Source organism: Formosa algae (genome assembly GCF_001439665.1).
In the GTDB taxonomy this organism is placed as follows: Bacteria; Bacteroidota; Bacteroidia; order Flavobacteriales; family Flavobacteriaceae; genus Formosa; species Formosa algae.
Window position 1 is genome coordinate 124,051 of sequence record NZ_LMAK01000067.1, and the last position, 11,952, is coordinate 136,002.

At 34.0% G+C, this 11,952-nt stretch carries 11 protein-coding genes; 4 read left to right on the forward strand and 7 right to left on the reverse strand.

Translation table 11 applies throughout. From position 1 onward, the window contains the following. Nucleotides 1-39: 39 nt before the first annotated feature. The gene (gene ahcY, locus AST99_RS14580) at nt 40-1,356 is read left to right on the forward strand and encodes an adenosylhomocysteinase (protein ID WP_057782921.1); all 1,317 of its coding nucleotides are present in this window, start codon (nt 40-42) and stop codon (nt 1,354-1,356) included. 196 nt (nt 1,357-1,552) lie between these two features. Here ahcY and rpmA read toward each other — a convergent pair whose 3' ends face one another. Further along, nucleotides 1,553-1,813, reverse strand: a complete 261-nt coding sequence (gene rpmA / locus AST99_RS14585) for a 50S ribosomal protein L27 (protein WP_057782923.1) — start codon at nt 1,811-1,813, stop codon at nt 1,553-1,555. A 42-nt stretch (nt 1,814-1,855) separates the two neighbouring features. Continuing rightward, nucleotides 1,856-2,476: a 50S ribosomal protein L21 gene (rplU, locus tag AST99_RS14590; protein ID WP_057782925.1), complete on the reverse strand. Its 621-nt coding sequence runs from the start codon at nt 2,474-2,476 to the stop codon at nt 1,856-1,858. 357 nt (nt 2,477-2,833) lie between these two features. Here rplU and AST99_RS14595 point away from each other — a divergent pair, with 357 nt between their 5' ends. Next, a complete protein-coding gene (locus AST99_RS14595; RefSeq protein ID WP_057782927.1) occupies nt 2,834-4,153 on the forward strand; it encodes a M16 family metallopeptidase in 1,320 nt (439 codons plus the stop codon). A gap of 19 nt (nt 4,154-4,172) precedes the next feature. Continuing rightward, a complete protein-coding gene (locus AST99_RS14600; protein ID WP_057782929.1) occupies nt 4,173-6,224 on the forward strand; it encodes a M16 family metallopeptidase in 2,052 nt (683 codons plus the stop codon). A 48-nt stretch (nt 6,225-6,272) separates the two neighbouring features. Here the strand turns inward: AST99_RS14600 and AST99_RS14605 are convergent, their stop codons facing one another. Continuing rightward, entirely contained in the window at nt 6,273-7,148 is an 876-nt protein-coding gene (locus tag AST99_RS14605; protein ID WP_057782931.1) for a DMT family transporter, read from the reverse strand. A gap of 94 nt (nt 7,149-7,242) precedes the next feature. Here AST99_RS14605 and AST99_RS14610 point away from each other — a divergent pair, with 94 nt between their 5' ends. Beyond that, nucleotides 7,243-7,788, forward strand: coding sequence for a heavy-metal-associated domain-containing protein (locus AST99_RS14610; RefSeq protein ID WP_069727864.1), 546 nt, complete (start codon nt 7,243-7,245; stop codon nt 7,786-7,788). A gap of 115 nt (nt 7,789-7,903) precedes the next feature. On the opposite strand, the gene AST99_RS14615 is transcribed toward AST99_RS14610, so the two are convergent. The 4 genes from AST99_RS14615 to gldD all read right to left on the reverse strand — a co-directional run bounded on the left by AST99_RS14615 (nt 7,904) and on the right by gldD (nt 11,951). Further along, nucleotides 7,904-8,692: a transglutaminase family protein gene (locus AST99_RS14615; RefSeq protein ID WP_057782933.1), complete on the reverse strand. Its 789-nt coding sequence runs from the start codon at nt 8,690-8,692 to the stop codon at nt 7,904-7,906. A gap of 229 nt (nt 8,693-8,921) precedes the next feature. Beyond that, on the reverse strand, nt 8,922-9,809 hold the full coding sequence (locus AST99_RS14620; protein ID WP_057782935.1) for a dienelactone hydrolase family protein: 888 nt from the start codon (nt 9,807-9,809) through the stop codon (nt 8,922-8,924). Nucleotides 9,810-9,914: 105 nt separating this feature from the next. Beyond that, nucleotides 9,915-11,183: a chloride channel protein gene (locus AST99_RS14625; protein ID WP_057782937.1), complete on the reverse strand. Its 1,269-nt coding sequence runs from the start codon at nt 11,181-11,183 to the stop codon at nt 9,915-9,917. Between the two features lie 180 nt (nt 11,184-11,363). Next, on the reverse strand, nt 11,364-11,951 hold the full coding sequence (gene gldD, locus AST99_RS14630; protein WP_057782939.1) for a gliding motility lipoprotein GldD: 588 nt from the start codon (nt 11,949-11,951) through the stop codon (nt 11,364-11,366). Nucleotide 11,952: the final 1 nt, after the last annotated feature.

Here is an 11,952-nt window from a genome sequence, read left to right on the forward strand (position 1 = left end):
TAACTTTGCACTCTTAAATTCAGAGACAAATATACAATTATGAATACAAAAACGATTCCATACGTACCTTATAAAGTAAAAGACATGTCGCTTGCGGCTTGGGGAAGAAAAGAAATAGAATTAGCTGAAGCAGAAATGCCAGGTTTAATGAGCCTTCGTGAAGAATACAAAGACAGCCAACCTTTAAAAGGCGCAAGAATTGCAGGATGTTTACATATGACGATTCAAACTGCAGTTTTAATTGAAACATTAAAAGCTTTAGGCGCAGAAGTAACGTGGAGTTCTTGTAATATTTTCTCTACTCAAGATCAAGCTGCCGCTGCAATTGCAGAAGGTGGTACTGCTGTTTATGCTTGGAAAGGTTTAACAGAAGAAGAATTTGAGTGGTGTATTGAACAAACATTATTCTTTGGTGAAGACAGACAACCACTAAACATGATTTTAGATGATGGTGGAGATTTAACCAATATGGTTTTAGATAAATACCCAGAATTAGTAGATGGTATTAATGGTTTATCTGAAGAAACAACTACAGGTGTTCACCGTTTATACGAACGTATGAAAAACGGAACGTTACCCATGCCTGCTATTAACATTAACGATTCTGTTACAAAATCTAAATTCGATAATAAATACGGATGTAGAGAAAGTGCTGTAGATGCAATTCGTCGTGCTACAGATGTTATGTTAGCTGGAAAACGTGTTATCGTTTGTGGTTATGGTGATGTTGGTAAAGGTACAGCAGCATCTTTTAAAGGAGCTGGTAGTATTGTTACCGTTACAGAAATAGATCCTATTTGTGCGTTACAAGCTGCAATGGATGGTTTTGAGGTTAAGAAATTAGAATCTGTAGTGACTACTGCAGATATTGTAATTACAACGACTGGAAATAAAGACATCGTTCGTGCCGAGCATTTTAAAGCGATGAAAGATAAAACTATCGTTTGTAACATTGGACACTTCGATAACGAAATCCAAGTGGGTTGGTTAAACGATAACTATGGAGATACTAAAAACACAATTAAACCTCAGGTTGATAAATATACAATAGACGGAAAAGATATTATTTTATTAGCAGAAGGGCGTTTAGTAAACTTAGGTTGTGCAACAGGTCACCCAAGTTTTGTAATGAGTAACTCGTTTACAAACCAAACGTTAGCACAAATCGAATTGTGGACTAACAGAGATGCGTATAAGAATGAAGTATACATGTTACCTAAGCATTTAGATGAAAAAGTAGCAAAATTACACTTAGCTAAAATTGGTGTTGAACTGACTGAATTAAAATCAGATCAAGCTGAATATATTGGTGTAACTGTTGAAGGTCCTTACAAACCTGAATACTACAGATACTAAATACATATTGATGTTGCTTAAAACACTTAAGTAACTCCTTATTATTTATAAAAATCCCAAATAGTGATGTTTGGGATTTTTTATGCTTTAAACCAAAATGTATTGAAGTAAACACACCTAAGTTAAACGAAACTCAAAAAGTCCTTGCAATAATTTGCAAGGACTTTTTTTAATATATTGTAAAGAAAATTATTTCTTAAACCTCGAAAGGAATTATAGAAACGTAAGATTTGTTATCTTTCTTCTTTGTAAATTTCACAACACCATCCACTTTAGCGTGTAATGTATGATCTTTACCTCCATACACGTTTTCACCTGGGTGATGTGTATTTCCTCTTTGTCTTATGATGATATTTCCTGCGATTGCGGCTTGACCACCAAATATCTTAACACCTAAGCGTTTTGATTCTGATTCTCTACCGTTTTTAGAACTACCTACCCCTTTTTTGTGAGCCATTGTCTTAAGGTTTTATATTGTTGATAATAGTGAATTTGAAAATTACTTTTCAATTCCACCGTCTAATTTGTCTTGTAATACTTTTAATTCATCCCATTTACCATCTGCAGCTAACTGAGCTTGTTTTGGCCAAGTTTCTGTAACGATGTGAGATAATCTTGAGCTAGCAGCAGTTAATACTTCGCTTAATTTCTCAGCTGGAGTATTTGCAACTTTAGCGAAAGTATCGATTCCTGCATTTACTAAAGCTTCAGCAGCTTTAGGTCCAGCACCTTCGATTTTCTTTAAATCATCTGCTTTAGTAGCAGTTGTTTTTTTAGCCTTCTTTGCTGGGGCAGCTTTTTTAGCTCCAGAAGCAGCAATACTTTCAATTACGATTTCAGTAAGAGCCTGACGGTGTCCGTTTTTAACACGGTATCCTTTACGTCTCTTTTTCTTGAAAACAATAACTTTATCACCTTGAAGGTGTTTTAAGATTTTTGCACTTACTTGTGCTCCATCTATAGCCGGGGCGCCTAAAGTTACATTGTCACCATCTCCTATTAGAAGTACATTATCAAAAGATACTGCATCTCCTTCTTCAGAAGCTAAACGGTTAACAAACACTTTTTGGTCTTTTTCAACTTTAAATTGTTGCCCTGCTATCTCTACAATTGCGTACATAGCGTAACGTTTTATTTATTAATTTTGTTCAAAAATGAGTGCAAATATACACCTAATTAATTAAACTACAAACGTTTTATTAAAATTGAAATAATTTTATGTGCTTTTTAAATGCATAACACCAAAACTCCTACACTTTACTTACAACGCACTCCTCCTTTTCAGTAATTACACCTCAACAAATTTACTTAAAACATTAAAGTCAAATACAAAACATCATAATTAACAAAATAATATGTTTTACACCAGACAATGTTGTTGTAAGGTTTTCATTTCTTATTTTCGTTAAATATGTAACTTTCCTAATAGCTACTAGACATATCAATAAATTAAAAATCAACTTAACACAAACTCACAATGAAAAAAAGCTTATTTACTTTAGCTTCTTTGTTGCTTGTTGGCCATCTAGCTACAGCACAAAAAGTTGAATTTGAAGAGTACGACTTGGACAATGGATTACATGTAATCTTGCACCAAGACAACACAGCACCAGTTGTAACAACTTCAGTAATGTACCACGTTGGAGCCAAAGACGAAAACCCAGAACGCACAGGCTTCGCTCACTTTTTTGAACACCTTTTATTTGAAGGTACAGAAAATATAGAACGTGGAGAATTCATGAAAATTATCCCTGCTAATGGTGGAAAATTTAATGCAAACACGACAGACGACAGAACCTATTATTACGAAGTTTTCCCTTCTAACAAAGTAGAACTTGGTTTATGGCTAGAGTCTGAGCGTTTAATGCATCCCGTTATTAACCAAATTGGAGTAGACACTCAAAACGAAGTTGTAAAAGAAGAAAAACGTATGCGTGTAGACAATCAGCCTTACGGAAAATTCTTAGAACAAGTTAAAGTTAACCTATTTACAAAGCACCCATACCGATGGACTACTATTGGTAAAATGGAACACCTAGATGCTGCTACTCTTGAAGAGTTTCAAGCCTTCAACAAAAAATATTATATTCCAAACAATGCTGTTTTAGTTGTTGCTGGAGATATTGATAAAACCAAGGTAAAAAAAATGATAAAGGATTACTTTGGTCCAATTCCTAAAGGCGCGCCAATTGTAAGAAACTTACCAAAAGAAGATCCGATCACTACAGCAATTGAAGCTAAAGCTTACGACAGCAACATTCAAATTCCAGCAATAATTCAAGCCTACAGAACACCTTCTTATAAGGAACGCGATGCTTATGTTTTAGAAATGATTTCGTCTTATTTAAGCGGTGGTAAATCTTCCAAACTTTACAAAAAATTAGTCGACGATAAAAAAATGGCTTTACAAGTAGGTGCTATGAGTATTAGCCAAGAGGACTACAGTGCTTACATTGTTTACGGTTTACCTTTAGGAGACACAACTCTTGCCAATTTAACTAAAGAAATTGATGAAGAAATTGTAAAAATTCAAACCAATTTAATTTCTGAACGCGATTACGAAAAATTAATCAATCAATTTGAGAATCAGTTTGTAAACTCAAATTCAAGTGTAGAAGGTATTGCAAGCTCTTTAGCAACGTACTACTTACTTTACGACGATGTAAATTTAATTAACAACGAAATTAATATTTACAGATCTATAACAAGAGAAGACATTCAAGCTGTTGCTAAAAAGTATTTAAATCCTAACCAAAGGTTATTATTAGAATACTTACCAGAAGACAAAAAGCAATAATCCAAAACGTACACAAAAAATGAAAACAAAAATATCAGTATTATTAGTATTGTTTTTAATGTCTGTTGGCGTTCACGCTCAAATAGACAGATCTAAACAACCTGAGCCGGGACCTGCTCCAAAAATCACTTTGGAAAACCCACAAGAATTTCAATTAAAAAATGGTATTAAAGTCCTTGTGGTAGAAAACCACAAACTACCTAAAGTAACTTTTTCTTTACGATTAGACAATAAACCTATTACAGAAGGTAACAAAGCCGGAGTTTCTAGCTTACTGTCTTCTATGTTAGGTAACGGAACAACATCAATTCCGAAAGATAAATTTAACGACGAAATAGACTTCTTAGGAGCGCGTTTAGGTTTTGGTTCTCAAAGCGGATACGCATCGTCTTTAACAAAGTATTCATCTCGTATTTTAGAATTAATGGCAGATGCTGCTATTAATCCGCTATTAACAGAAGAAGAATTTCAAAAAAGTAAAGACCAACTTATTGAAGGTTTAAAATCTCAAGAAAAAAGTGTAGACGCTATCGCTTCTAGGGTCGGAAACGCTTTATCTTATGGTAAAAATAATCCTTACGGAGAATTTACTACAGAAGAAACCGTAAACAACATTACGCTTCAAGATGTTAAAGATTTTTATACTACATATTTTATTCCTAACAATGCATATTTAGTAGTTGTTGGAGATGTAGATTTTAAATCCGTAAAAAAAGCCATTACTAAAGATTTTGGAAAATGGAAAAAAGGAGCTGACATTACAACAGCAACACCTGCTACTACAGCAAATGTTACTGCAACACAAATAGACTTTGTAGATGCGCCAAATGCCGTACAATCTAATGTTGTAGTTACAAACAATGTCGATTTAAAAATGAACGACCCAGACTATTTTGCTGCTAAAATTGCAAACTACATTTTAGGAGGTGGTGGCGAAGGGTATTTATTTAAAAACCTTCGAGAAGAACACGCTTATACTTATGGCGCATATTCTTCACTTAGAGACAGCCGTTATAACGCTGGGCGTTTTGAAGCAAGCTCTCAAGTAAGAAATGCCGTTACAGATAGTGCTGCTGTTCAGATTTTAAATGAAATCAAAAGAATTAAAACAGAACTTGTAGACCCTAAAGATTTAGAAAGTGCTAAGGCTAAATATGTAGGAAGTTTTGTTATGGCTTTAGAAAAACCTGAAACCGTTGCCGAATACGCCTTAAACATTAAGCTGAATGATTTACCAAAAGATTTTTATGAAACGTATTTAGAAAAAATAAACGCGTTAACACCTGCAGACATCCAGAAAGCAGCTAACAAGTATTTTAAATCTGAAAATGCACGTATAATTATTGTAGGTAAAGGAAGTGATGTATTAACTAACCTTGAAAAAACAGGCGTTCCAATTAAGTATTATGATAAATATGCGACACCTGTAGAAAAACCGACTTACGAGGTTGCATTACCTGCAGATATGACAGTAGAAAAAGTACTACAGAGTTACATCGCTGCAATAGGTGGTAAAGACAAACTTGATGCTGTAAACACAATAAACATTGTAGCTGAAGCAGAATTACAGCCTGGAGTGATGATGAATTTAGACATTAAAAAAACATCAAAAAAACAATTTGCACAAGAAATTGTTGCTATGGGTCAATCTGTAATGAAAACCGTAATGGATAGTAAATCAGGTTATGTTGTTATGCAAGGACAAAAGAAAGAGATGACAGAAGAGGAAATCACAAAATCAATCTCTGAAGCAGCTCCATTCCCTGAATTAAACTATTTAAACAATGGCGTTACTTTAGAAAGCATAGAAAATATAGACGGAGAAAACGCATACAAAATTAAAGTAAGCGAAGAATTATCTGCATTCTATAGCGTTGAGTCTGGATTAAAATTAAAAGAAGAACGATCTACACCAATGGGTAGTGCTTCATTATTTTATTCTGATTACAAAGATGTAAACGGAATTAAATTTCCTTATAAATTATCTCAAACTATGGGACCACAAAAATTCGATTTCGTAGTAAAAGATTTAAAAATAAATGAAGGTATTACAGACGAAGATTTCAAATAATCAGAATCTACTACTTTATAAAAAACCGAAGCTAACACTTCGGTTTTTTTATGCCTTTTTATTAGCTAAATACACCCCTAATAAAATAATTAAAGAAGCAAAAGCTTGCAACATACTAAACCCTTCTCCATCTAAAAAACCCCAAGTTAACGCCACTATAGGCATTACATAAGTCACAGACGAAGCAAACACCGGAGTCGATATTCTAATTAAGTTATTAAATAATACTTTAGCCAAAGCCGTTCCAAAAAAAGATAAAATAAACACATACATTAAAGCCATTTTAAGCTCTGGATGGTTCAAATTAGAACTTTCAAAAAAATCTGTAAAATATAATATTATTAACGCAGGAATTACAATCACCACATAATTACCCGTTGCAATAGTTAATGGTTTTAAATGCTGTAAATACCGTTTTATAATATTAACATTAAACGCATACATTACAGTAGCCAAGACAATATAACCAGCATATAAATAGTTTTGATGCGGATTAAGGTCTGCGCCTTTAACAACCAACAAAGCCGTACCTACAAAACCCAAAATCACACCAAAAACCTGGCGTTTAGTAGATGCAATCTGAAATACAGCAAAACCCACCAAAACCGTTTGTAATGGCACTAAAGAATTTAATATAGAAGCAATCGCACTATCGATTTCAGTTTCAGCTATAGCAAATAAAAACGCTGGTATAAACGATCCAAAAACACCAGAAAGCATAACCCATTTCCAAGCTTGTTTATCTATGGTTTGGATTGATTTTAATCCTACAGTAAATAAAATTAAAGCTGTAAAAATGGTCCTTAATGCACCTAACTGAAAGGCTGTAACTCCTATGAGTGCTTTTTTCATTAATATAAATGAGCTTCCCCAAATTAATGACAACACAAAAAGATAACCCCATTTTTTGGTATTCTCGCTCATAAATCATTCTATTAAAGCTGCAAAAATGAAACTTTTAACATAAATACTCACATAAATTATTAAATTTGTTCACCTTATATAAATTATTATTCCTATGAAACATTTTAAACTTGTTTACACTTTAGCATTAGTTTCAATCTTAGCATTTTCTTGTAAAGACAAAGCTGCAGAGCCTGAGATAAAAACTGTTGAAACGGCTGCAACTGCAGAAACCACAACAAACACTTTAGACCCTAACGCCACTTACGCTAAAGCGGAATTCACTATCGAAGGAATGACTTGCCAAATTGGTTGTGCTAACACCATAGAGAAAAAATTATCTAAATTAGATGGTATTAAATCTGCAACAGTGAGTTTTGACAAAAAACTAGCTATGGTAGAATATGATGTTGCTAAAGTAAACGCCACTACTCTTGAAGAAACTGTAACTAAAGCCGGAGACATGTATAGTGTAAAAGACATGAAAACTGTTGAAGATTTTGATACAACTAGTACTGAAGAAACAGAAACGTCTAAAAAAATGACGTGCAAAGGAGACTGTGAAGGTGAATGTAACGGAGACTGTAAAGGTAAATCTGAAGACATAGCAATGGCTTGTTCTGAACATGGAAAAGAAGGATGTTGCGCGACTAAAGCATAACTCTAACTATCACATAATTAATAAAAAAGCATCTCTATCGAGATGCTTTTTTATTAATATATAGGAATCAAATTAAAAGGTTTTATTTTAGCTTTATAGCTGATAACACTTAGATTTAAATCTTAATCTGCTTTACAATAACTTCTTGCGTTAAAGTATGCACTTTAGGTCCGAACTGATTAAATATAGCGACATCTGCTGCATCAAGACCATAACCCACAGAGACGTAACCTCCTTTTAAACCTGTTTGAGTCGCATCGAACACATACCAACGTCCACCAACATAAGCTTCAAACCACGCATGCATATCCATGGGTTTTAAATGATGTAGATAACCAACCACCATACGTGCAGGAATACTCAAACTCCTACATAAGGCAATTCCTAAATGTGCTAAATCACGACAAACACCAGAACCTTTTTGGTTCACTTCAACTGCCGAAATAGGATAAGCACTACTCCCAGGAATGTATTGAATTGTATACCGCAACCATTGTTCTATAGCATATACTTGTGCGTAACCTAATGGTTTATCTGCAGTAATTGTATTTGCTAAATCGTTAAAACGGTCGGATTCACAATATCTGCTCGGCAATAAATAACTTAGTACATCTGATGGTAAATCTTGAATATCTACAAAGGGTGCACTAAAATTCACATCTACAAACTGAGACGTTTTCACATCAGATTTGGTGTGAATGGTAAAATGCCCCTTAGGCGCTACAAGTCTTTGGCACAAGTTACCATAAGCATCTGTAAACTCTACAATAGGCACACCTGGTGTTATTTTAAATTCATCGCATTCAATCCACTGTTCAGCCCCACTACGAGGACGCAACATTAAAATAAATGGAGATGGTATCTCTACATCAAAAGACAAACTACAACTAACACGCAACCACATAAGTAAATCTTATTAAAAGCTTTTTACATTAGACAAACTGCTAATTATTAAATATAAAACATTAACACCACACATGTATTAACTTATATGTTATATTACTACTATAAAGATGATTTAACAATAATAAATATCATCCTTTCGAGCACTTTTAATAAATACAGAGCCGTAACCTTATCTATATAAAAAAAGCATCTCTTAGAGGTGCTTTTTTTGTAATTGTATTTAAATATTAAACTAAATTTTCTTTAAAAAATAACAGTGTCCTATTCCATGATAGTGTAGCTGCTGCTTCATCGTAACGCGGTGTGGTATTATTATGAAATCCATGATTAACTTCAGGATATACAAACGCTTCATATTGTTTATTATTATCTTTAAGCGCAGCTTCATAAGCTGGCCATCCGGCGTTTACACGTTTATCAAGCTCTGCATAATGCATCATTAGTGGCGCATTAATTTCGGCTGTTTCTTCAGCACTAGGCTGACTCCCATAATACGGAACTGCTGCACCTAAATCGGGAATTCTAACAGCCATCATGTTTGAAATCCATCCTCCAAAACAAAAACCTACTACTCCAATTTTCCCATTACATTGTTCATGATTTTTTAGATAATTAAAAGCTGCTATAAAGTCTTCTAACATTTCATTTTTATCACGCTGCTTCTGCATCTCCCTACCTTCATCATCGTTTCCTGGATACCCACCAAGAGGCGTTAATGCATCTGGCGCTATAGATATAAAACCTTCTGTTGCCGCGCGTCTACCTACATCTTCTATATACGGATTTAACCCTCTATTTTCATGCACTACAATAATACCTGGTAATTTCTCTGTATTAGATTTTGGTTTAGAAAGCAATGCTTTGATACCACCGCCACCACGCGGTGAATTGTATGTGATGTAAGTTGAGTCTAATCGCGGATCGTCTTGAGGCACTAAAATAGAATCCACATAATTGGGCATCATAAAACTGAGAAGCGATTGCATAGTTAATCCACCAACAGCATAAAGCGACAATTTCTTCATAAAATCTCTGCGCTGTATTTTGTTGTGGGCATAGTCGTCGTACAAATCAAAAACCTCTTGATTTATATCTTCTTTTTTTATTTTTTTCATCCTAATTCTAAAGTTTGTAATGTATTAAACAGCTTAACTGTTCAAAATTTACAACTTATTTTATAAAGTTCATTTAGGAATCTAAAAAATTCAATGCTACTGTTCTTATTCTGGATCTAACTGAGAACTAATAAATGGAATTCTAGGAGCCAAAAAATATCCTGTTAAACTTGCAAAAAGTATGGGAATAAAATACGAAAATCCGGTTAGTGTTGCTAACAAAATAGGCGTACTCATAGGCGTTCGCGTTACACAAGCATTAATTGCTGCCATACAACTTACAATTGCAAGTGTTAAATTAGTTGAAGGAAATACATGATGAATAATTAAACCTAAAGTCGCCCCCACAAAAAACAACGGAATTATAAATCCGCCACGCCATCCGGAAGTCACCGTTATAGAAATGGCAACAATCTTACCTATTAAAATGGCTACCAAAAGTTTAACAGGTAAAGGCTCTGATAATATTTCATTAATTTCATGATGTCCGAAATAACGTGTTAATGGGATATAATACGCGATTACACCTAACAATAACCCTCCAATAAGTGTTTTAATATAAATTGGCAATTGTTTTTTATCAAAAAGAAATTTAAAACCTTTTATACAATAAATAAACCCCCAACCTATTGCTGTGCCAGCAATAGCAAATAACACAGCATAAGCAAAATCGAAAGTCCCTGCAAATTCATACGCTTCTAAATTCCATACCGCGCCCAGGCCAACATGAATAATAATAGCAAACACCACATAACTAAAACTACTCGCCACTAAAGCTGGAATAATAGCCTTATAATACTCTACAGCATGTTTATGATGAAGAATTTCTAAAGCGAATAAACTTCCGCCTAAAGGAGCACCAAAAAGCGCCGTAAAACCAGATGCCATTCCAGCAATACTTAACGATCTTAATTCTTCACCTTTAAGACGAAATATTTTTCCTAACCAGCTTCCTGTAGATCCTGTAACCTGAACTAAAGGCGCTTCCGGACCTAAACTTCCGCCCGACGCTACACAAAGTAAAGAAGACAAAACCATAGATGGATTATTTTTAGGATCAAGTTTCCCTTTATTAAATCGGATGTTGTTTACCATTAAGTGAATTTCTCCTGGATCTCCAATAAAATGAATAACCAAACCCGCTAAGTATCCACAAATAGCCATAACAGGAATCACAGACCAACCTTCGAAAAAAGCTAATTTATGAGTAAAAAACTCTAAAACTATCCAATATAATCCGGCAATACAACCTCCAATTAAACCTACTAAAGCCCAAAGCAAGAAGGTTCGACTAAAGACAAATGGATTGAATTTTATAGGCTGATCTAAAATATTTAGATACGTAACTAGTTTTCTTTTTTGTTTGAGTTTCACAGCGAATGCGTTTTAAACTTTTACTTGAAATAGCAAGTCGGCAAAGTTCAAAAAAGATTCTCGTTAAATAAGAGAAAATCACAGAAAAGATATATTTATCTGAATAAAGATTCTGAAAGCAGCAGTTTTATTTCTTTTAATGTATTAACTAGATTAAGATCAATTAAACAACTACAGAATTTACTTCCAAGACACCGATTCCATAATACGCTTGATATCCCTTTCAAGATATTTTGCAGCTGGCAAAATAGAGTCGTAATTAGGTTTAGCGTAGAAATACAAAGAGCCTGTCAAGAAGTGCTTAACACTATCTGTAACATAAAACTGAGATTGAGAAGCGGCGTTACCTCCTACTTCGTAGAACATACCATACACTTTACGTTCATCGTTTATATAAACTTGCTCAACAATTTCGTCGGCCTTTATAGTATGTTTTTGTGTAAAATTTTGCGCGTCTTTGATAAACTCCATAAGGTTTTTAGAGTCTTCATTAATATTCTTATACGTTAAGAATATGGTTCCTTTTAAGTTAGAATACTCAATATTTACACCATAATTATCTTGACCAACCATCTTTTTCACACCCATTTGAGATGCAAATTCATTTTTCTGAAATGTAAAAGGCACCTCTAAATCTGCCTCGCTATAATTCGCTTCTGGATAGCTTAACCTTAAAAACGCATTGGGTTTAGGTGTTGGATCGTCTGCACAAGACGTCACTAAGGTTAACAATAAAAGTATAAGTGTATTCTGAATGTATTTTAACATA

Excerpts from the sequence above, each read along its gene's own strand:
- ahcY (WP_057782921.1), top strand. The coding sequence starts at position 40 with ATGAATACAAAAACGATTCCATACGTACCTTATAAAGTAAAAGACATG.
- rpmA (WP_057782923.1), bottom strand. The coding sequence starts at position 1,813 with ATGGCTCACAAAAAAGGGGTAGGTAGTTCTAAAAACGGTAGAGAATCA.
- rplU (WP_057782925.1), bottom strand. The coding sequence starts at position 2,476 with ATGTACGCAATTGTAGAGATAGCAGGGCAACAATTTAAAGTTGAAAAA.
- AST99_RS14595 (WP_057782927.1), top strand. The coding sequence starts at position 2,834 with ATGAAAAAAAGCTTATTTACTTTAGCTTCTTTGTTGCTTGTTGGCCAT.
- AST99_RS14600 (WP_057782929.1), top strand. The coding sequence starts at position 4,173 with ATGAAAACAAAAATATCAGTATTATTAGTATTGTTTTTAATGTCTGTT.
- AST99_RS14605 (WP_057782931.1), bottom strand. The coding sequence starts at position 7,148 with ATGAGCGAGAATACCAAAAAATGGGGTTATCTTTTTGTGTTGTCATTA.
- AST99_RS14610 (WP_069727864.1), top strand. The coding sequence starts at position 7,243 with ATGAAACATTTTAAACTTGTTTACACTTTAGCATTAGTTTCAATCTTA.
- AST99_RS14615 (WP_057782933.1), bottom strand. The coding sequence starts at position 8,692 with ATGTGGTTGCGTGTTAGTTGTAGTTTGTCTTTTGATGTAGAGATACCA.
- AST99_RS14620 (WP_057782935.1), bottom strand. The coding sequence starts at position 9,809 with ATGAAAAAAATAAAAAAAGAAGATATAAATCAAGAGGTTTTTGATTTG.
- gldD (WP_057782939.1), bottom strand. The coding sequence starts at position 11,951 with ATGTTAAAATACATTCAGAATACACTTATACTTTTATTGTTAACCTTA.